At 42.1% G+C, this 21,237-nt stretch carries 19 protein-coding genes; 15 read left to right on the top strand and 4 right to left on the bottom strand.

Features of this window, described 5'->3' with window-relative positions; translation table 11 throughout:
- The first annotated feature begins 25 nt into the window (after positions 1-25).
- Genes msbA through tcdA form a run of 6 tightly spaced genes read left to right on the top strand, consistent with a single transcriptional unit; the run spans position 26 to position 5,155 of the window.
- Positions 26-1,768 carry a lipid A export permease/ATP-binding protein MsbA gene (gene msbA / locus LPA49_RS04675; protein ID WP_036968660.1) on the top strand — a complete coding sequence of 581 codons (1,743 nt, stop codon included), beginning with the start codon at positions 26-28 and terminating at the stop codon, positions 1,766-1,768.
- Positions 1,768-2,748 carry a tetraacyldisaccharide 4'-kinase gene (lpxK, locus tag LPA49_RS04670; protein WP_230235804.1) on the top strand — a complete coding sequence of 327 codons (981 nt, stop codon included), beginning with the start codon at positions 1,768-1,770 and terminating at the stop codon, positions 2,746-2,748. Before msbA ends, lpxK begins: the two co-directional genes overlap by 1 nt.
- Positions 2,738-2,935, top strand: coding sequence for a Trm112 family protein (locus tag LPA49_RS04665; protein WP_036968654.1), 198 nt, complete (start codon positions 2,738-2,740; stop codon positions 2,933-2,935). Before lpxK ends, LPA49_RS04665 begins: the two co-directional genes overlap by 11 nt.
- On the top strand, positions 2,923-3,690 hold the full coding sequence (kdsB, locus tag LPA49_RS04660; RefSeq protein ID WP_230235797.1) for a 3-deoxy-manno-octulosonate cytidylyltransferase: 768 nt from the start codon (positions 2,923-2,925) through the stop codon (positions 3,688-3,690). The genes LPA49_RS04665 and kdsB overlap by 13 nt, the downstream gene beginning before the upstream one ends.
- Positions 3,683-4,357 (top strand): TIGR01621 family pseudouridine synthase, encoded by a 675-nt coding sequence (locus LPA49_RS04655; RefSeq protein WP_230235795.1) that lies wholly within the window; start codon positions 3,683-3,685, stop codon positions 4,355-4,357. Before kdsB ends, LPA49_RS04655 begins: the two co-directional genes overlap by 8 nt.
- The gene (tcdA, locus tag LPA49_RS04650; protein WP_036968641.1) at positions 4,358-5,155 is read left to right on the top strand and encodes a tRNA cyclic N6-threonylcarbamoyladenosine(37) synthase TcdA; all 798 of its coding nucleotides are present in this window, start codon (positions 4,358-4,360) and stop codon (positions 5,153-5,155) included.
- A gap of 6 nt (positions 5,156-5,161) precedes the next feature.
- On the opposite strand, the gene LPA49_RS04645 is transcribed toward tcdA, so the two are convergent.
- The 3 genes from LPA49_RS04645 to LPA49_RS04635 all read right to left on the bottom strand — a co-directional run bounded on the left by LPA49_RS04645 (position 5,162) and on the right by LPA49_RS04635 (position 8,202).
- Positions 5,162-5,575 (bottom strand): SufE family protein, encoded by a 414-nt coding sequence (locus LPA49_RS04645; RefSeq protein ID WP_065979881.1) that lies wholly within the window; start codon positions 5,573-5,575, stop codon positions 5,162-5,164.
- Positions 5,576-5,588: 13 nt separating this feature from the next.
- Positions 5,589-6,803, bottom strand: coding sequence for an aminotransferase class V-fold PLP-dependent enzyme (locus tag LPA49_RS04640; protein WP_230235793.1), 1,215 nt, complete (start codon positions 6,801-6,803; stop codon positions 5,589-5,591).
- A 112-nt stretch (positions 6,804-6,915) separates the two neighbouring features.
- Positions 6,916-8,202 carry a citrate synthase gene (locus LPA49_RS04635; protein ID WP_036968634.1) on the bottom strand — a complete coding sequence of 429 codons (1,287 nt, stop codon included), beginning with the start codon at positions 8,200-8,202 and terminating at the stop codon, positions 6,916-6,918.
- Between the two features lie 409 nt (positions 8,203-8,611).
- Here LPA49_RS04635 and sdhC point away from each other — a divergent pair, with 409 nt between their 5' ends.
- The 9 genes from sdhC to argA all read left to right on the top strand — a co-directional run bounded on the left by sdhC (position 8,612) and on the right by argA (position 19,989).
- Positions 8,612-8,989: a succinate dehydrogenase, cytochrome b556 subunit gene (gene sdhC / locus LPA49_RS04630; RefSeq protein ID WP_065979883.1), complete on the top strand. Its 378-nt coding sequence runs from the start codon at positions 8,612-8,614 to the stop codon at positions 8,987-8,989.
- On the top strand, positions 8,980-9,327 hold the full coding sequence (gene sdhD, locus LPA49_RS04625; protein ID WP_036968629.1) for a succinate dehydrogenase, hydrophobic membrane anchor protein: 348 nt from the start codon (positions 8,980-8,982) through the stop codon (positions 9,325-9,327). Before sdhC ends, sdhD begins: the two co-directional genes overlap by 10 nt.
- Positions 9,328-11,100: a succinate dehydrogenase flavoprotein subunit gene (gene sdhA / locus LPA49_RS04620; RefSeq protein ID WP_065979884.1), complete on the top strand. Its 1,773-nt coding sequence runs from the start codon at positions 9,328-9,330 to the stop codon at positions 11,098-11,100.
- Positions 11,101-11,110: 10 nt separating this feature from the next.
- The gene (locus tag LPA49_RS04615) at positions 11,111-11,827 is read left to right on the top strand and encodes a succinate dehydrogenase iron-sulfur subunit (RefSeq protein WP_065979885.1); all 717 of its coding nucleotides are present in this window, start codon (positions 11,111-11,113) and stop codon (positions 11,825-11,827) included.
- Positions 11,828-11,912: 85 nt separating this feature from the next.
- Positions 11,913-14,732: a 2-oxoglutarate dehydrogenase E1 component gene (locus LPA49_RS04610; protein WP_036968621.1), complete on the top strand. Its 2,820-nt coding sequence runs from the start codon at positions 11,913-11,915 to the stop codon at positions 14,730-14,732.
- 3 nt (positions 14,733-14,735) lie between these two features.
- On the top strand, positions 14,736-16,250 hold the full coding sequence (odhB, locus tag LPA49_RS04605; RefSeq protein ID WP_036968619.1) for a 2-oxoglutarate dehydrogenase complex dihydrolipoyllysine-residue succinyltransferase: 1,515 nt from the start codon (positions 14,736-14,738) through the stop codon (positions 16,248-16,250).
- Positions 16,251-16,426: 176 nt separating this feature from the next.
- Positions 16,427-17,593 carry an ADP-forming succinate--CoA ligase subunit beta gene (gene sucC, locus LPA49_RS04600; RefSeq protein WP_036968617.1) on the top strand — a complete coding sequence of 389 codons (1,167 nt, stop codon included), beginning with the start codon at positions 16,427-16,429 and terminating at the stop codon, positions 17,591-17,593.
- On the top strand, positions 17,593-18,465 hold the full coding sequence (gene sucD, locus LPA49_RS04595) for a succinate--CoA ligase subunit alpha (RefSeq protein ID WP_036968616.1): 873 nt from the start codon (positions 17,593-17,595) through the stop codon (positions 18,463-18,465). The genes sucC and sucD overlap by 1 nt, the downstream gene beginning before the upstream one ends.
- A 183-nt stretch (positions 18,466-18,648) precedes the next feature.
- Positions 18,649-19,989 (top strand): amino-acid N-acetyltransferase, encoded by a 1,341-nt coding sequence (argA, locus tag LPA49_RS04590; protein ID WP_036968615.1) that lies wholly within the window; start codon positions 18,649-18,651, stop codon positions 19,987-19,989.
- Positions 19,990-20,032: 43 nt separating this feature from the next.
- Here argA and LPA49_RS04585 read toward each other — a convergent pair whose 3' ends face one another.
- Positions 20,033-21,103, bottom strand: coding sequence for a DUF3083 family protein (locus LPA49_RS04585; protein WP_230235791.1), 1,071 nt, complete (start codon positions 21,101-21,103; stop codon positions 20,033-20,035).
- Positions 21,104-21,237: the final 134 nt, after the last annotated feature.

Below are 21,237 nucleotides of genomic sequence, written 5' to 3'. Positions count from 1 at the left end.
CGAAGTCTATGAATAAGAGAGTGTTATGGATCAAACTACAACCCAAATCTATAAGCGATTAGTGAGTTATGTCGGTGATTACAAATTAATCGCGTTTTTTGCAATCGTGGGCATGATTGGTTATTCAGCAATGGACGCCTTGTTTATCAACTTAATGAAACCTTTCATTGATGAAGGGTTAAATGCCCGTAATTCGAAGGTGTTAACATATGCTCCATTTGTCGTTGTTGCACTGGTATTGGGACGTGGGATGTTCAACTACATGTCATCGTATTGTTTGAGTTATGTTGGCTCACAAGTCGTGCGTACATTACGCCAACAGTTATTTGAACATATTTTACATTTACCCGTTTCTTTTCATGATAAAAATTCGAATGGTGATTTAATATCAAAGATCACATTTGATACAGAACAAGTACAGCAAGCGATTACCAAAGCATTATTAATTGTGGTGAGAGAGGGCGCCTTTGTTGTTTTTTTATTGTTTAATATGTTTTATACCAGCTGGAAATTATCACTTATTTTCTTAGTGATTATTCCTCTCGTTGCAGTGATTGTTGCGTTTGTATCTAAACGTTTTCGAATGATTTCAAAAAAAATTCAATCGGCAATGGGTCAGGTTACCCGTACTTCAGAGCAAATGTTGTCAGGCCATAAAGTGATCCATGGTTTTGGTGGACAACAACAAGAAATCGCTCAGTTTTCTGCAATTAACAACCACAACCGCCAGCAACGCATTAAAATGGATGCGACGAAAGCTTTAAGCGTGTCGATTATACAAATATTAGCAGCCAGTGCGATGGCGGTTATTTTATGGGTTGTATCGATGCCGTCGATGATTGACACGATAAGCTCAGGTGATTTTGTGTTATTAATTTCATCTATGATGATGCTGTTAAGACCTTTAAAGCAACTTTCTAATGTGAACAGCGACCTTCAGCGAGGTATTTCGGCTGCACAAAGTATATTTTTAGTGCTTGATGAAGAAATCGAAAAAGACACAGGTACATATACAGTAGATAAGGTAACAGGCCGCATTGAAATTAAAAACGTGACATTCTGTTACCCTACTAAAGAAGAGCCTGTTCTTAAAAACTTAACACTCAGCATTGATGCCGGTGAAAGTATTGCATTGGTCGGGCGCTCAGGCTCGGGTAAATCTACAATCTCTAATTTATTACCTCGTTATTATGAATTAGAAGGTGAAAGCGAAATATTACTCGACGGTGTGTCACTTGCCGATTACAAGCTAACGGATCTTCGTAAACAGTTTGCATTGGTCTCTCAGCAAGTCGTGTTGTTTAGCGACACGATAGCGAACAATATTTGTTATGGGTTAGACAGAAGTTTGACTGAAGATGAATTAATTGCTGTTGCCAAGCAGGCTCATGTTTGGGAGTTTGTAAAAGACTTACCTGAGGGTTTAAATACCCTGGTAGGAGAAAATGGTGTGATGTTATCGGGTGGTCAACGTCAGCGTATTGCCATTGCGCGAGCCATCTTAAAAGATGCACCTATTTTGATTCTTGATGAAGCAACTTCAGCGCTTGATACCGAGTCAGAGAAACTGATCCAACAGGCACTTGATACTTTAATGAAAGAGAAGACATCAATCGTGATTGCGCATCGTTTATCAACGATTGAAAACAGTGATTGTATTTATGTTATCGATAATGGCCAAGTAATCGAAAAGGGCACTCATAACGAGCTGCTAGAAAAAGACGGTACTTACTCTGCGCTTTGTAAGATGCAATTTGGTGAACAATAGTGAGTATGATTGAACAAAGCTGGTACAAACAGCCCCGCTTTTTAACGGTGCTGCTTTTACCTTTGAGCTGTATCTTTTGGCTAATTTCAACCTTACGAGTTAGTCTCTATAAGCTCAAAATACTCAAGGCGTTTAAGGCCAATGTTCCTATCATTGTTGTTGGCAATATTAGTGTAGGTGGTAATGGTAAAACCCCCTTTGTTATTTGGCTCGCTGAGTACTTACAACAGCAGGGTTTAAAGGTCGCGGTAATCAGCCGTGGATATGGCGGTAAGTCTTCGAGTTATCCGCTGTTAGTCACACAAAAAACAACCCCAAGTGAAGCGGGTGATGAACCAGTACTTATTCAACGTCGGCTAGGATGCGTGGTGATGGTAGGACCCAATCGCCAAGCGAGTATTGAAAAGCTGCAACAAGAACACGCTATTGATATCATCATTTCAGATGATGGTATGCAGCATTATAAAATGGCGCGTGATATTGAGTGTTGTATTGTCGACAGTGAACGCCAGTTTGGCAATGGATTTTTGATGCCTGCAGGCCCGCTAAGAGAAACTAAAGCGCGTTTAAAGTCAGTTGATATTGTGGTAGAGAATGGTGGGGCGTCAAACTACCGCTATGACTTAGTACCCAGCCAATTTAGATCGGTTGCATCCTTTGAACGCGTATCAGATACGCTAAATACCGGGCACGCTATCAGTGCAATTGGTAATCCTTTACGCTTTGAGTTAAGCCTTAAGCAACAAGGCATAGACCTGCTTTCGACACACCATTTTCGAGACCATTATAACTATCAACCGACTGATTTTTCGGGCTTTGAAAATGATGCCGTGTTCATGACTGAAAAAGACGCAGTAAAGTGCTTTAGTTTTGCTAAACCTAATTGGTATTATCTACCTGTTGATGCAAGGCCGACTGCCGCTGTTATTGAAAAATTACATTCATTATTAAAACAAAAAGGGATCCTTCATGGCCTTTGATACAAAATTACTTGAAATAATTGCTTGCCCAGTATGTAAAGGTAAGTTGCGCTTAGATAAAGAAAATCAAGAGCTTATAAGTACTGCTGCAAAATTAGCTTACCCAATAAAAGATGATATCCCTGTGCTTCTTGAAAACGAAGCGCGTGAATTAAGCCAAGAAGAGGTTGATAAGTGGAATTCGTAGTTGTCATTCCAGCACGCTATGCTTCTAGCCGCTTACCGGGTAAACCCTTAGCTGACATATGTGGTAAACCCATGATCCAGCATGTTTACAACAAAGCGGCTGCATCAGGTGCAAGTGCTGTGTATGTTGCCACCGATCATCAAGCGGTGTTTGATGTTGTAAAGGGCTTTACAGATAACGTATTAATGACACGTGAAGATCATCAATCGGGCACAGAACGACTTGCCGAAGTGGTTGAAAAGCTAAACCTTGCCAGTGACACGATTGTCGTCAATGTACAAGGTGATGAGCCATTATTGGCCAGTGAAAACGTCAGTCAGGTGGCAAAGTTACTGGCTGAATCTGATTCACCGATGGCAACGCTCAGTGCTAAAATAACTGATTCTGATGATATATTTAACCCGAATTGTGTCAAAGTTGTCAGTGATACTGAGCAAAACGCACTGTATTTTTCGCGGGCGCCTATTCCTTATAATCGCGATGCAATGATGAACGACGATAACAGCACGCTAAATCTGGCTGATTATGCGCGTCATATTGGTATCTATGCGTATCGTGCTGGCTTCATTCAGCAATATATCGCATTGCCTGAATCGCGTTTAGAACAACTTGAGTCACTTGAACAGTTACGTGTTTTATACCACGGCTATAGCATTAAAATTGCAGGAGCTGTGTGTGAACCTCAAGCCGGTGTTGATACACCCGACGATCTAACACGTGTAATAGCCGCTTTGAGCAACGAGTGCAATGACTGATGTTAATGATGTTCACCTTCACGCTAGCGAAGATGACTTTTTTGTTTTTTACAAACCTGCGGGCGTTAGCTTTCACAGTGAAGACTGTGCAGGGTTTGTTGTACTTGCAGAGCAACGAGTGAATGAAAAGCTGTTTCCTGTTCATCGGCTAGACAAAGTAACGTCTGGGTTAATTATTTTAGCCAGAAACAAGCAGGCAGCAGCAGAATTTACATCGCTTTTCACTGCGCACCAAGTGAATAAATTTTACCTTGCTGTGAGTGATGAAAAACCTAAAAAAAAGCAAGGCTGGATCAAAGGTGATATGCAAAAAAGTCGCCGAGGTGCGTTTAAGTTGCTAAAAAGCCAAGAAAACCCAGCTATCACGCGCTTTTATTCAAAAAGTATTCGCCCCGGCCTGCGCGCATACTTATTAAAACCTTTTTCTGGCAAGACGCATCAATTAAGAGTGGCAATGAAAAGCATTGGTGCGCCTATATTGGGTGACGTTACTTATGCTGGTAATCCAGATGAACGTACTAATTTGCATGCATATGCCCTGCAATTTATGTATCAAGGTCAACTAAAAGAATATCGCTGTGCGCATACGACAGGCGCATATCTCAATGAAGTTTTTAACGCAGACGAATTCAAAGAGTGGCTGACTCCTTGGACGTTGGATTGGTAAATGAAAGAAACAACACAAGACATTCGCTTTGGTGGTATCAAGCGCTTATATGGCCATCAACAATTTGATTGGTTACAGCAAGCACATTTTTGTGTCATAGGTATTGGTGGCGTCGGAAGCTGGGCTGCTGAAGCATTAGCACGCACCGGGGTAGGTCAATTGACGTTGATTGACTTAGATGATATTTGCGCAACGAATGTTAATCGTCAAATACATGCTTTAACTGGCACGATTGGTGACGCTAAAGTAGACGCGATGAAAGCGCGTTGTGAATTAATTAATCCAGATATTAAAGTCAATGTCATTGACGACTTTATTACCCTAGATAATATTCGTGAGCACATTCAGGGCTTTGATTATGTAATTGATTGTATTGATGCAGTAAAAGAAAAAGCGGCACTGATAGCCCATTGTAAGCGAGTCAAGTTACCTGTTATTACAACCGGTGGTGCTGGGGGACAAACGGATCCTAGCCAAATTAGTTTTGGTGATGTTGCTAAAACAACCCATGACCCATTGCTTGCAAAAGTCCGTTATATTCTCAGAAAACAGTACAACTTTAGTAGCAACCCTAAGCGAAAATTTAATGTTGATTGTGTTTATTCAACCGAACAATTAGTGTATCCAACGTCCGACGGTGAAGTGTGTCAAGCAAAACAAGGCGCAGATGGCTCGATGAACATGGATTGTAATAACGGTTTTGGTTCAGCAACCATGGTAACGGGTAGCTTTGGCTTTTTTGTTGCAGCCAAAGCAATTAGAAAATACCTGGATAAAAAACAGCGAAGTTTAAAATAGCGCTTTTTAGCGCTTTTCCTGAGCCATGGTTTGAATTTTATCAACCATGGCTTTTATGCCGTTGCCGCGTGATGGGCTTAAATGGCTAATTAGACCAAGTCGTTCAAATTCGTTATAGGCATTAATTTGAGTTGCTTGCTCGGGTGTTAGACCATTGTATAAGGCCAAAATTAAGGCCAGTAACCCTTTAACAATACGTGTATCAGAATCACCCGCAAGCACTAGGCTGTTTTCGGAGTGGTCAAAATCAATATAAAGCCATACCTTACTTTCACAGCCTTTTACAAGCGCATCATCAACTTTTAAAACATCGGGCATGATCGGTAGCTTTTTACCTAACAGCATAATTTGACGATATTTTTGTTGCCAACCATTTGCATTCTCGATGTCTTGAGTCACGGTGTGAAAAGGTGAATTCATAATATATCCAACATTAATCTAATAGTTCTATACAGTGCTTGAGTGCTTTAATAAACGCATCAACATCGTCAAGTGAATTATACAGTGCGAAGCTCGCTCTTACAGTGCCAGGAATGCCTAATTTGCTCATAATTGGTTGGGTACAGTGATGGCCACTACGAACAGCTATGCCGTAACCATCCAGTAGCGTTGCTAAATCAAATGGATGCTCATCACGATAATTAAAACTGATATTGCCAATGTTATTTTCTTTATGCGAATAAATAGTAATCCCCGCAATGGTTGATAATTGTTTTATCGCATAATTGAAAATTGTATGCTCATGTTGACGCATTCCATTGAAATCAAGTGCTGTTAAATAATTGATTGCTTCGGCAAAGGCGATTACGCCTGCAATGTGTGGCGTACCCGCTTCAAATTTGCCTGGCGCATCACGAAATGTACTGTGTGTTAAGCTTACAGTCTCAATCATTTCGCCACCTGTTTGATAGACATCAAGCGTATTTAAGCGTGAGTAACGACCATAAAGCCCCCCCAATCCTGTTGGACCCAGCATTTTATGTGCAGAGAAAACATAAAAATCACAATCGAGTTTATTTAAATCGGGTCTTAAATGCATTGCCGCCTGTGCGCCATCAATAACAGAAGTCGCATTAACTTCTTTGCAAGCAGTGATAATTGGCTCTAAGTCAGTGATATTTCCTAATGTATTCGAAGCATGGGTTACAGCAACAACGCTCGGTTTATGCTCACGAATAAATGCAGCACATTCATTACTATCCAAGACTAAATCAGCTGTAATGGGCAAAATAATGAGCTCTGCATTTACTTTTTTTGCAAGTTCTTGCCACGGAACGATATTAGCGTGATGCTCAATCGCTGAAATCGCTATTTTATCGCCTGATTTTAGGTGTGAAGTTAGGCCGTTTGCAATTAAGTTTAGTGATTCGGTTGCCCCTTTAGTCCAAACAATTTCGGTGCGCTGTACATTGAAATACGCTGCGATTGCTGTTCGTGTATCTTCATAGCGACGTGTCGCATGCTCACTGAGAAAATGACGACCGCGATGAACATTGGCATTTTCAGCACTGTAATAGCTTTCTAAGGCTTTGATAACTGATAGAGGCTTTTGCGAGGTAGCTGCTGAGTCTAAATACACTAATGGGTATTCATTTACTGTCTGTGTGAGTAAAGGAAAGTCGGCGCGTATAGTTTCGAAATCAAACATGGATAAGCCTAAACAACAAGAATGCGACGATTTTAATTACTTTGCACAAATAGACAAGTGGTGGGCAATAAAAAAGGCCGCTTAGCGGCCTTTTTTTAAACACGAAATCGTATTAACGCTTGTCTGTTGGTACGTAATCGCGTGATGTTTCACCAGTGTATAACTGACGTGGGCGGCTGATCTTGTGGCCAGGTTGAGATAGCATCTCATCCCAGTGAGAGATCCAACCAACAGTACGAGACATAGCAAAGATTACTGTGAACATGCTTGTCGGGATACCGATTGCTTTTAAGATGATACCAGAGTAGAAATCTACGTTAGGGTATAGTTTCTTCTCTACGAAGTACGGGTCTTCAAGCGCGATTTGTTCAAGTTTCATTGCGATATCAAGCAATGGATCTTGAATGTTTAGCTCTGCTAATACTTCATGACATGTTTGACGCATTACCGTCGCACGTGGGTCGAAGTTTTTGTAAACACGGTGACCAAAGCCCATAAGACGGAATGGGTCTGACTTGTCTTTCGCTTTAGCAACGTATTCGTCGATACGGTCTACAGAACCGATTTCTTCTAACATGTTAAGACATGCTTCGTTAGCACCGCCGTGTGCAGGGCCCCACAGTGATGCGATACCAGCAGCGATACATGCGTAAGGGTTTGCACCAGATGAACCCGCTAAACGAACCGTAGACGTTGACGCATTTTGCTCGTGGTCAGCGTGAAGCATGAAGATTTTGTCCATTGCTTTAGCTAAAACTGGGCTCACTTTGTATTCTTCAGCAGGTACTGAGAACATCATGTGTAAGAAGTTTTCAGCAAAGCTTAAATCGTTGCGTGGGTAAACAAACGGTTGACCAACGTTATATTTGTAAGCCATTGCTGCGATCGTCGGTAACTTAGCTACTAACTTAATCGCGCTAGTTTTACGCTGTGTTGCATCAGTGATGTCTAAATCTTCATGGTAGAAAGAAGAAAGTGCACCTACTACACCACATAGCATTGCCATCGGGTGAGCATCAAAGCGGAAACCTTGGAAGAAGTTTGCAATTTTGGTATCAAGCATTGTGTTGTGCGTGATTTCTTGTGCAAACGCATCGTATTGTTCTTTAGTCGGTAACTCACCATTAAGTAACAAATAGCAAAGCTCGATGTAGTTTGATTCATCAGCTAATTGTTCAATTGGGTAACCACGGTGTAAAAGAACACCTTTACCACCATCGATGTAAGTGATTGAAGATTCACATGAACCCGTTGACATGAAACCTGGGTCGTAAGTGAAATAACCATGAGAACCTAACGTACGTACGTCGATTACGTCTTGGCCAGCAGTGCCTTGGTAAATTGGAAGTTCGATTGGATCAAGACCATCAATATGGACCGTGGCTTTCTTATCCGCCATCTATTTATCTCCTATTAAGATAACAACTCTGATTGTTATGTTCTGAATCTGTTTAAGCACATTCTTTTCATTTTAACGTGAAAGAGGGGTGTAAAGTCAATTTTTATAAATAGTATGCATAAAAGGATAATAAATATTCTGTCAGGATTAAATATTATACCATTGGCTAATTCGCAAACGTCTCTTACTAAACAAGAATTGTAAAAAGACCATTGGCTATATATACTATCCAAGGTTTTATACCGTATTGTCTGTAGGTAAACTTTATTTTTACATTTGAGTTTTGCACCAGTGTGAACTTTTTGTGTATTAACACGGTTTACTTAGATAGTTCCATCGAAATTCATTTTGATGGGTTTTAGAAAAACAAGTAGATGAGCCCCTAAGTGGGCAAGATGGGCAAGTAACTGTGAAAAAGCAAAGACCTGTAAATCTAGATCTAACAACTATATCTATGCCGGCTACGGCTAAAGCATCAATTCTTCACCGCGTCACCGGTGTTGCATTATTTTTTGCTTTAACGTTTGTCATTTGGGCGTGGTCTGAGTCTCTTTCTTCTCCTGAAGGTTTTGAATTCGTCAAGGGTCTGTTCAGCGGATTCATTGCCAAATTCATAGCGTGGGGTACCATTTCTGTATTGGCGTATCACCTAATTGGTGGTATCCGTCATATCATTATGGATATGGGTCACTGGGAAGAACTTGAATCAGGTAACTTCAGCGCTAAAGTTGCAATGGCTTTAGGCGTTGTTGCTGCAATTCTAGCAGGAGTGTGGATATGGTTTTAAATCAAGCAACTCTTAAACGTGATGGTGTACAAGATTACGTATCACTTCGTACAACCGCTTTAATTATCAGCGCTTACGCGATTTTTATTGTTGGCTATTTTTTATGTACACCCGAAGTCACTTTTGAAGCCTGGCAAGGCCTATTTTCAAACCTAGCAATGAAAGGGTTTACACTAATTACCCTTGTTTGCATCATGGTTCACACCCGTATTGGCCTTTGGCAAGTATTAACTGACTATGTTAAATGCGCTAAATTACGTGCTGTTTTAGGCTTTGTATTAAACCTTATGGCCGTTGCTTACGTAGCAATAGGTCTAATCGTTTTATGGGGTGTTTAAGTGAATTATTCTGTTCGTGAATTTGACGCTGTAGTGATTGGTGCCGGTGGTGCAGGTATGCGCGCAGCACTTGCAATCACTGAGTCAGGCAAAACCTGTGCACTTATCTCAAAAGTTTTCCCTACACGTTCTCACACTGTGTCTGCACAGGGTGGTATTACGGTGGCTTTGGGTAACTCACATGAAGATAACTGGGAATGGCACATGTACGATACGGTTAAAGGTTCCGATTTCATCGGTGACCAAGACGCTATCGAATATATGTGTAAAACAGGCCCAGAAGCTATTACTGAATTAGAAAACATGGGCTTACCATTTTCTCGTTTTGAAAATGGCCGTGTTTATCAACGTCCTTTCGGCGGTCAGTCGAAAAACTTTGGTGGTGAACAAGCTGCACGTACTGCAGCCGCAGCTGACCGTACTGGTCACGCATTATTGCATTGTCTTTACCAACAAAACGTTAAAAACAAAACAAATGTATTCTCTGAGTGGTATGCATTAGACCTTGTTAAAAACAGCGACGGTCACGTTGTTGGTTGTACAGCAATCGACATCGAGTCAGGTGAAGTTGTTTATTTCAAATCTAAAGCGGTTGTTTTAGCAACAGGTGGCGCAGGTCGTATCTTTGCATCAACAACTAACGCGCACATCAATACAGGTGACGGCGTTGGTATGGCAACACGCGCGGGTGTTGCAATGCAAGATATGGAAATGTGGCAGTTCCACCCAACCGGTATTGCTGGTGCGGGTGTACTTGTGACGGAAGGTTGTCGTGGTGAAGGTGGTTACCTTCTAAACAAAGACGGCGAACGTTTCATGGAGCGTTATGCACCTAATGCGAAAGACTTAGCATCGCGTGACGTTGTTGCTCGTTCAATGATGACAGAAATTCGTGAAGGCCGTGGTTGCGATGGTCCTTATGGTCCACATATCAAGCTCAAGCTTGACCACTTAGGTGAAGAAACTCTAAACCTTCGTCTCCCAGGTGTTTGTGACCTTGCGAAAACATTCGCACACGTTGACCCTGCTAAAGAGCCAATTCCAGTTATCCCAACATGTCACTATATGATGGGTGGTGTTCCAACTAACGTAAATGGTCAAGCATTACAAATTGATGCAAATGGCCAAGAAAAAGTTGTTGAAGGCTTATTCGCTGTTGGTGAAATTGCGTGTGTATCTGTACACGGTGCTAACCGTCTTGGCGGTAACTCACTACTTGACTTAGTTGTATTCGGCCGTGCTGCTGGTAACTTCTTAGGCAAATACCTAAACGGTGTTGAAGCGGGTAAAGATGCGTCTGATTCAGACCTTGAAGCATCGCTTGCACGCTTTAATCGTTGGGAAAGCTCTAAAGTTGGCCAAGGTGAAGACCCTGTTCAAATCAAGAAAGATCTACAAATGTGTATGCAACTTAACTTCTCGGTATTCCGTGAAGGTGAAGCAATGGCAACAGGTCTTAAAGAGCTTAAAGAAATCCGTGAACGTCTTCAGTATGCGCGTCTTGATGACAAATCAACTGAATTCAACACAGCACGTATTGAATGTTTAGAGCTTGATAACTTGATGGAAACAGCTTACTCAACTGCAGTAGCTGCAAACTTCCGTACAGAAAGCCGTGGTGCTCACTCTCGTTTCGACTACCCAGATCGTGATGACGAAAACTGGCTATGTCACTCAATTTTCAATCCTGTAACGGATGAAATGAGCAAACGTGAAGTAAACTACGCGCCGAAACTGCGTGAAGCTTTCCCACCTAAAGCACGTACATACTAGGAGCGAGACGATGGCACAAGTACAATTTTCCGTTTATCGTTACAATCCAGATATTGATAACGCACCACGTATGCAAGACTTCTCGCTAGAAACGCAAGAAGGTCAAGATATGATGGTGTTGGATGCGCTTATGAAATTAAAAGAGCAAGATCCAACGTTATCATTCCGTCGTTCATGCCGTGAAGGTGTGTGTGGTTCAGACGGTATCAACATGAATGGTAAAAATGGTTTGGCATGTATCACGCCTTTATCAACGCTACTTAAAGGTGGCAAAGGTAAAATCGTAATTCGTCCATTACCTGGTTTACCTGTGGTACGTGACCTTGTTATTGACATGAGTCAGTTCTACACTCAATACGAAAAAGTAAAACCTTATCTTATCAACGACACGCCAGCGGCGGGTGAGCGTCTTCAGTCAATCGAAGAACGCGATAAGCTTGATGGTTTATATGAGTGTATTTTATGTGCATGTTGTTCAACATCGTGTCCTTCGTTCTGGTGGAATCCAGACAAGTTCATCGGTCCAGCAGGCCTTCTTCACGCATATCGTTTCTTGGCTGATAGCCGCGATACAGCGACAGAAGAGCGTCTTGCTGACCTTGACGATGCGTTCAGCGTGTTCCGTTGTCACAGTATCATGAACTGTGTTAGCGTGTGTCCAAAAGGTCTTAATCCGACCAAAGCAATTGGACAAATCAAGTCAATGCTTTTAAATCGTTCGGTTTAAAATATTGAATATGTAAGGTGGTTAATTTATTAACCACCTTGTTTTTACAACAATTAATTTCTGCGCTAAAGAAAAGGGCTTATAAATGCACGAAGGTGTGATGAAGGCATGGCTAGAATCTTCTCACTTAAACGGCGGTAACGTTGCTTACGTAGAAGAGCTTTATGAAGCGTACTTAGATGATGCGACTTCTGTGCCAGAAGAATGGCGAGAAGTGTTCGAACAATTACCAAAAGTTGATGGTGTGGATGTTGACGTAAAACATTCTGAAGTTCGTGCACAATTTGCGGAGCTTGCTAAAAACAAGCATAGAGAAGTGGTGGTAGCAGAGGGTGGCTCTGGTGATCCTAAACAGGTCAAAGTGCTACAACTTATAAATGCTTTCCGTTTCCGTGGTCACCAAAATGCCAACCTAGATCCATTAGGTATCTGGCAACGCGAGCGTGTTCGCGATCTTGAATTAGAGTACCACGATTTATCTGAAGCTGATTTTGACCGTGAATTCAATGTGGGTTCGTTTGCAGTCGGTCGCGAAACCATGCCTTTAGGTGAGTTATACCAAGCACTTAAAACCACGTACTGTGGTTCTGTTGGTGCTGAGTATATGCATATCACATCGACTGAAGAAAAGCGTTGGTTACAACAGCGTTTGGAATCAGTGCAATCACGTCCAACTTTTTCTAAAGAAGAAAAGCTGCGCATCCTTAAAGGGTTAACAGCAGCGGATGGTCTTGAAAAATATTTAGGGGCTAAGTTCCCTGGTGCAAAACGTTTCTCACTGGAAGGTGGTGATGCGTTAGTACCAATGCTTAAAGAACTGATTCATCGTGCAGGTGAAAGCGGACAAAAAGAAGCTGTTATTGGTATGGCTCACCGCGGTCGTCTGAACGTACTAGTGAACGTTTTAGGTAAAAACCCATCAGATTTATTTGATGAGTTCGCTGGTAAACATAAAGATACATTAAGCTCAGGTGACGTTAAATATCACATGGGTTATTCATCTGACTTTGCGACTAAGGGTGGCAATGTGCACATGGCACTTGCATTTAACCCGTCTCACCTAGAAATCGTAAACCCGGTAGTGATGGGTTCGGTTCGTGCGCGTCTTGACCGCTTAGGTGATAAGTCAGGTATTAAAGCACTGCCTATTACAATTCATGGTGACTCTGCGATTGCAGGTCAAGGTGTTGTACAAGAAACATTTAACTTATCACAAACTAATGCATTTAGTTGTGGTGGTAGTATCCGTATTGTTGTTAACAACCAAGTTGGTTTTACAACGTCTAAACAGGCTGATGTGCGTTCTACACCATACTGTACAGATATTGCGAAGATGGTTCAGGCACCTATTTTCCACGTTAACTCTGATGATCCAGAAGCCGTTGCATTCGTAACACAAATTGCGCTTGATTTCAGAAATCAGTTTAAACGTGATGTTGTTATTGATTTGGTCTGTTATCGCCGTCATGGTCATAACGAAGCGGATGAGCCTAATGCGACTCAACCACTTATGTACCAAAAAATCAAAAAACACCCTGTTCCTCGTTTAATCTATGCTGATCAGCTTGTGGCTGAAGGTTCATTCACTGAAGACGAAATTAAAGTACTCGCAGATGATTACCGTAATGGCTTAGACCGTGGCTCGTGCGTTGTTGAAGAAATTCAACCTGAAACATCTCATTCATCTGATTGGGCTAAGTTCGTTGGTCACGATTGGGATGTAGAATACGACGCTAAAGTGTCGGTAGAGAAACTTAAAGAACTTGGCGAGAAAGTGGCAAGTTACCCAGAAGGTCATAAAGCACAGTCTCGTGTTAAGAAAATCTACGACGACCGTAAACTAATGGCATCAGGTGAAAAAGCACTTGATTGGGGTATGGCAGAAACACTGGCTTATGCAACACTTGTTGATGCAGGTACTGATATCCGTTTAACGGGTCAAGACTCAGGCCGTGGTACATTCTTCCATCGTCATGCTGTTGTTCATAATCAACAAGATGCGTCAACTTACTTACCGTTGCAAAACATCAGCGAAAAGCAAGGTGCATTTGAAGTATACGATTCAGTGTTATCTGAAGAAGCGGTGCTTGCGTTTGAATATGGTTATGCGACTGCAGAACCTACATCATTAGTCATGTGGGAAGCCCAATTTGGTGACTTTGCGAACGGCGCTCAAGTTGTATTTGACCAGTTCTTAAGTTCAGGCGAGCAAAAGTGGGGCCGTTTATGTGGTCTAACGTGTTTGTTACCGCATGGCTATGAAGGTCAAGGTCCTGAGCATAGTTCAGCCCGTTTAGAGCGTTTCTTACAACTGTGTGCTGATCACAACATGCAAGTGTGTGTGCCATCAACACCTGCGCAAGTTTACGCAATGCTACGTCGTCAATCAGTTCGTCCACTGCGTCGTCCTTTGATTGTTATGACACCGAAGTCATTATTACGTCACCCATTAGCAACATCAACACTGGAAGAGTTATCTGAAGGTGTGTTCTATAATATGATTGACGAGATTGATGACATCCCAGCAGAGAACGTTGAACGCGTTGTTTTCTGTAGCGGTAAAGTTTACTACGAACTACTTCAAGAGCGTCGTAAGCAAGAGCTTAATAATGTTGCAATTGTTCGTGTTGAACAACTTTATCCATTCCCACACGATGAGATGGATGCAATCATGCAGCGTTATCAACACGTTAAAGACTTCGTTTGGTGTCAAGAAGAGCCACAAAACCAAGGTGCTTGGTATTGTTCTCAACACCACTTTGTCGATGCAATTCCACAAGGCGCTAAATTAAAATATGCTGGCCGTAAAGCATCAGCATCGCCAGCATGTGGTTACATGTCAGTGCATACTAAAGAACAACAAGCGCTCGTTGCAGATGCGCTTACTATTGAAAATAAAGGATAAGCAATGAGCACAGAAATTAAAGTTCCTGTACTTCCTGAGTCGGTTGCTGATGCTACCGTAGCAACATGGCACGTAAGTGTTGGCGACAAAGTAAGCCGTGACCAAAACTTAGTTGATATTGAAACAGATAAAGTTGTTTTAGAAGTAGTTGCACCAAACGACGGTGTCATTACTGAAATTTCACAAGAAGAAGGTGCAACCGTACTTGGTGAACAAGTAATTGGTTTACTTGGTGATGCAGATGCTGCACCAGCAAGTGACGATTCTGCTAAAGAATCAGCACCAGCAAAATCAGAAGACGCGCCAGCGGCGCAATCAGCACCAGCATCAGAAGGTAAAGAAGTGGACATTAAAGTACCTGTACTTCCAGAATCAGTCGCAGACGCGACAATTGCTACTTGGCATGTTCAACCAGGTGAAGCGGTAACGCGCGATCAAAACCTAGTTGACATCGAAACTGATAAAGTTGTTCTTGAAGTTGTTGCTCAAGAAGACGGTATCATGGGCGAGCACATCCACGCAGAAGGCGAAACAGTGCTTGGCGAACAAGTGATTGGTACTGTTAAAGCGGGTGCAGCACCTGCTAAAGCAGAATCGAAAAAAGAAGAAGCGGCACCAGCAAGCGATTCAAGCGATAGCTCAGACGTATTAACACCGTCAGTGCGTCGTCTAATCGCTGAAAAGGGCCTTGATGCATCAAAAATCAAGGGCACGGGTAAAAATGGTCGCGTAACGAAAGAAGACGTTGATACATTCTTAAAAGCGCCTGCGGCTGCACCTAAAGCAGAAGCGGCAGCACCTGCTGCACCTATGGGTGACCGTACTCAAAAACGTGTTCCAATGACGCGTTTACGTAAGACTATTGCAAATCGCCTTCTTGAAGCGAAAAACTCAACTGCAATGTTAACAACATTCAACGAAGTAAACATGAAACCTATCATGGACCTTCGTAAGCAGTATCAAGAAGTATTCGAAAAACGTCATGGTATTCGTTTAGGTTTCATGTCTTTCTATGTGAAAGCAGTAACAGAAGCGCTTAAACGTTTCCCTGAAGTGAATGCATCAATCGATGGTGATGATATTGTTTATCACAACTACTTCGATATCAGCATCGCGGTATCAACACCACGTGGCCTAGTTACACCAGTACTTAAAGATTGTGACAAGTTATCAGTTGCAGAAATTGAAAAAGGTATCCGTGAATTAGCGCTTAAAGGTCGTGACGGCAAATTAACACTTGATGATATGACAGGTGGTAACTTCACTATCACTAATGGTGGTGTATTCGGTTCGTTACTTTCTACACCGATTATCAACTTACCTCAGTCATCAATCTTAGGTATGCACAAAATCCAAGATCGTCCAATGGCTGTAAATGGTAAAGTTGAAATCTTACCAATGATGTATTTAGCGTTATCGTACGATCACCGTCAAATTGATGGTAAAGAATCTGTTGGTTTCTTAGTGACAATTAAAGAGTTACTTGAAGATCCAACACGTTTATTACTAGATGTTTAATCTAGTTGTATAAAATGTAAGCTGTGGACTGCGTTCACAGCTTTTTTTTTGCGCCTTTGGTCTAACTGGGGTTTTCATGTTGAGCCTTGGGATTTATACTAGGTGCGCAATTTGGGATAGCTGTTTATTTGCATAAATATTCAGCTCTTTTAGTATAAAAAATTGGATAAAGCATCATGAATTTGCATGAGTATCAGGCAAAACAACTTTTTGCCGAATATGGTTTACCAGTTTCTCACGGTTACGCTTGCGATACACCTGAAGAAGCTGCAGCAGCTGCTGAGAAAATTGGCGGTGATATGTGGGTTGTTAAAACACAGGTTCACGCAGGTGGCCGTGGTAAAGCTGGCGGTGTTAAGCTAGTTAAAACAATCGACGAAGTTAAAGAGTTCGCTGCGAACTGGTTAGGTAAAAACTTAGTTACTTACCAAACAGACGAAAATGGTCAGCCAGTAGCTAAGATCCTTGTTGAGAGCTGCACTGACATCGCTAACGAATTATACCTAGGCGCTGTAGTAGATCGTGCTTCTCGTAAAGTTGTTTTCATGGCATCTACTGAAGGTGGTGTTGAAATCGAGACTGTTGCTGAAGAAACGCCAGAGCTAATCCACAAAGCTGAAATCGATCCACTTGTAGGTCCTCAAGCGTATCAAGCTCGTGAATTAGGCTTCAAACTAGGTTTAAACCCAACGCAAATGAAACAGTTTGTTAAGATCTTCATGGGTCTTGCGAACATGTTCAACGATTTCGATTTCGCATTATTAGAAATCAACCCGCTTGTTATCACAGACGAAGGCAACCTTCACTGTCTAGATGGCAAAATCGGTGTAGATGGTAACGCGCTTTACCGTCAACCTAAAATCCGTGAAATGCACGATCCATCTCAAGAAGATGCACGTGAAGCTCACGCTGCAAGCTTCGAGCTTAACTACGTTGCACTAGACGGTAACGTAGGTTGTATGGTTAACGGTGCAGGCCTAGCAATGGGTACGATGGACATCGTAAACCTACACGGTGGCAAGCCAGCTAACTTCCTAGATGTTGGTGGCGGCGCGACGAAAGAGCGTGTATCTGAAGCATTCAAGATCATCCTTTCAGACGACAACGTAAAAGCTGTTTTAGTTAACATCTTCGGTGGTATCGTTCGTTGTGACATGATCGCAGAAGGTATCATTGGTGCAGTTAAAGAAGTAGGCGTAAACGTACCAGTAGTAGTACGTTTAGAAGGTACTAACGCTGAACTAGGTCGTGAAGTACTTGCTAATTCTGACCTTAACATCATCGCTGCTGAATCACTAACAGACGCAGCTGAAAAAGTTGTTGCTGCTGCGGAGGGCAAATAATGTCTGTATTAATCAATAAAGATACAAAAGTTATCTGTCAAGGTTTCACTGGTGGCCAAGGTACTTTCCACTCTGAGCAAGCGCTTGAGTATGGTACACAAATGGTTGGTGGTGTTAGCCCAGGTAAAGGCGGTCAAACGCACCTTGGTCTTCCAGTATTCAACACAGTACGTGACGCTGTAGAAGCAACTGGCGCAACTGCATCAGTAATCTACGTACCAGCACCTTTCTGTAAAGATGCAATCTTAGAAGCTATCGATGCTGGCATCGAGCTTATCGTTTGTATCACTGAAGGTATCCCAACACTAGACATGGTTGACGTTAAAGTTAAGCTTGAGCAAACTGGTGTTCGCATGATCGGTCCTAACTGCCCAGGTGTTATCACTCCGGGTGAAACTAAGATCGGTATCATGCCTGGTCACATCCACAAGCCTGGTAAAGTAGGTATCGTATCACGTTCTGGTACACTTACTTACGAAGCGGTTAAGCAAACTACTGATGCTGGTTTCGGCCAATCAACATGTGTTGGTATCGGTGGCGACCCAATCCCTGGCACTAACTTCATCGACGTTTTAGAAATGTTCGAAAAAGACGAGCAAACTGAAGCAATCGTTATGATCGGTGAAATCGGTGGTACAGCAGAAGAAGAAGCTGCTGAATACATCAAGCACAACGTAACTAAGCCTGTTGTTTCTTACATTGCGGGTGTAACTGCGCCTCCAGGTAAGCGTATGGGTCACGCGGGTGCAATCATCGCAGGCGGTAAAGGTACTGCTGATGAGAAATTTGCTGCATTAGAAGCTGCTGGCGTTAAAACAGTACGTTCACTAGCTGACATCGGTGCTGCACTTAAAGAGAAAACAGGCTGGTAATCGGTCTTTAATCTCTTAAAAAGAGGCTCGCTTATGCGGGCCTTTTTTATTGCTAAATTCACTGTCAATTTTTATTCATAAATAAAGAATAAAAATTCTTTATTTATGAATAAAAATTCCTTACACTAATTCCTCTGTTTCCGTTTTAATAAAAAACGCTTGAATTTAAAAGGTAATTAGCACGTGCGTACTACAGAATTAGTAGACGGATTTCGTCAGTCGACTCCTTATGTAAATGCCCATAGAGGCAAGACTTTCGTTGTAATGCTGGGTGGTGAGGCGATAGACCAGCCAGGCTGTCGAAGTATTATTAATGATGTTGCTCTATTAACAAGCTTAGGTATTAAGATTGTTTTGGTGTTTGGCGCACGGCCACAATTTAATGCCGCTTTGAATGAGGTTGGCATAACTAGTCATTTTCATAACGAGATCCGTGTTACCGATAACACCACTTTTGAAGTGATTAAAAAAGTGGCCGGAGCAATGCAATTTGACATCACCGCACGTTTATCCACGTCATTAAGTAGCACCCCCATGTCGGGCTCATTTTTAAATGTAGTCAGTGGTAATTTTGTTATAGCGCAGCCTTTAGGCGTTGATGAAGGGGTTGATTACCACCACTCGGGGCGTGTTAGGCGAATTGATGTTGAGGGAATACGCCACCAACTCAATAACAATAGTATTGTGCTCCTAGGTCCGATTGCTGCCTCAGTGACGGGTGAGAGCTTTAATTTAACCGCAGAAGAAATTGCGACTCAGGTTGCTTTAAAGCTCAGAGCAGACAAAATGCTAGGGTTTAGCCAAGATGCAGGTATTTTAGATGAAAATGGCGAAGCGATAGCAGAATTAATGCCAAACGAAGCCGAGCGAGTGTTAGAGCACTATCGCACTCATACACCTTCATGTTTGAGCGCCCCTGTCTTTTTGCAAGCTGCTATTGATGCATGTCGGGGCGGGGTGCATCGGTGTCACCTTGTCAGCTACAAAGAAGATGGTGCCTTATTGCAAGAGCTCTTCTCTTTGGATGGTATTGGGACCCAGATTGCGCCGCAAAGTTCTGAACAACTTCGTAGTGCAACGATCAGTGATATAACCGGTATCTTAAACTTAATTAGACCACTTGAAGAGCAGGGCTATTTAGTGCGTCGCTCAAGAGAGCAATTAGAGATAGAAATTGAACAATTCACAGTGATTGAGCGTGATGGACTTATTATCGCGTGCGCTGCCCTTTACCCATTTGATGAAGAGCAGGTTGGTGAATTTGCAAGCCTTGCTGTTCACCCTCAATATCGTGATGCAGACCGTGGCAGTAATTTATTACGTTTTATAATTAATAAAGCCAAACGGTGTGGTTATCATGGGTTATTTGCGTTAACAACGCGCAGTATTCATTGGTTTATTGAACAAGGTTTTGAATTGGTGACGGTCGATGAACTGCCCGCGAAGAAAAAGTCGCTGTATAACTACCAGCGACGCTCAAAGGTATTACGCTTAGACTTATCTAAATTACCAAAAAATCGTTAAGGTAAAAGGGGTGACACATCGCTGTCACCCACGTAAAACCTGTTTAATATTGATAGTTAATATGCTGATAAAAGCGCACGCGTAAGTCTTGGCGTGTTGGATTAAACGCAAGTTCGTCTGTCACCTCATTAATGGCACTTTGTACTTGGTTCATAAATCGGCCGTAACCGATATCGTGTTTATCTTTTTCTGCTGCTGCAATAACAAAGTGCAGCACATCGACTAACGTATCCGCATTCCAAAATTGCTGTATTTGTACTTGCTCGCTGGCGCAGTCGAAAGTCAGTTTTTGCAACTCGCTATTGCTCTGTGCATTGTCAATATTACTATTACGCACAATCGGGCGTGTGCCATTTGCGATAAAGGCAGCTAAGTTAAGTTGACGCTTATCACAGGCACGTTTAAACGCATCAAAAATATACTGATAAAACTGACTGTAGTTTTCTTCATTTAGCATATGCTGAAATTGTGTCTTAATTGCGCGTGTGACAGGAATTGAAAAGCCTGCATAGGTCATTTCGCTGTGATCGCTTGGCAAATGGCATTGGCGCGATTGATAACGCGGATATAAACTTCGCAACTTATAGCCATAGCTTTCTTTGTGGCCTTTGGCTTTGGCAAATAAGTCATAGGTTAAGTGTTGATGATCTCTAATCTTAAGCGGGGGTTGGTTGCTTAAAAGCTTGTCTTGTAATGTATTGATTACCCGTTGCACTTTATGGTGGAACTGTGCCGCATTTGCACGAATATCGTCACCGGTTGCTAAGAATAATAAGCGAATTTTTTTGCATCTTTCTTCGCCATTAGCAAATACATTGTGTGCTTCGTGGTATTGTGGATTATAGAAAAATAATATTTGTTTTGTTGTTTCTAAACTGTACGCCTCATCATGGTAGCGTACGACAGGTAGTTTATCATTCGCAATGAGATGTACGTTATGAAGTTCATACTCATCGCACAGCGCAAATAATTCCCTTGCAAGACGCTTGTAACCGCAGCTAATGTTCGTAAACTGGGCAAAAAACTCATCATTGGGTTTAAATTCAACTAACACATACTGGTTTGCACGTGCAGAGCTAGGAATATAGACTCGGTGTTGATTGAGTGAAGCCATCTCTTTTCCTTATTAAATAGTGAAACTATCGGCACTATATCGTCAGTCAATGATCATTTTATTGCGTTAGAACAACTTTTTTACCGATTTGACCGTAGGGTTTTAACAATCGCATTATTATCTTCGATAAACAC

This window comes from Pseudoalteromonas sp. MB41, from assembly GCF_020966275.1.
In the GTDB taxonomy this organism is placed as follows: domain Bacteria; phylum Pseudomonadota; class Gammaproteobacteria; order Enterobacterales; family Alteromonadaceae; genus Pseudoalteromonas; species Pseudoalteromonas lipolytica.
The sequence above is the reverse complement of the archived record's forward strand: the minus strand, read 5'-3'. Positions and strand labels throughout refer to the sequence as shown.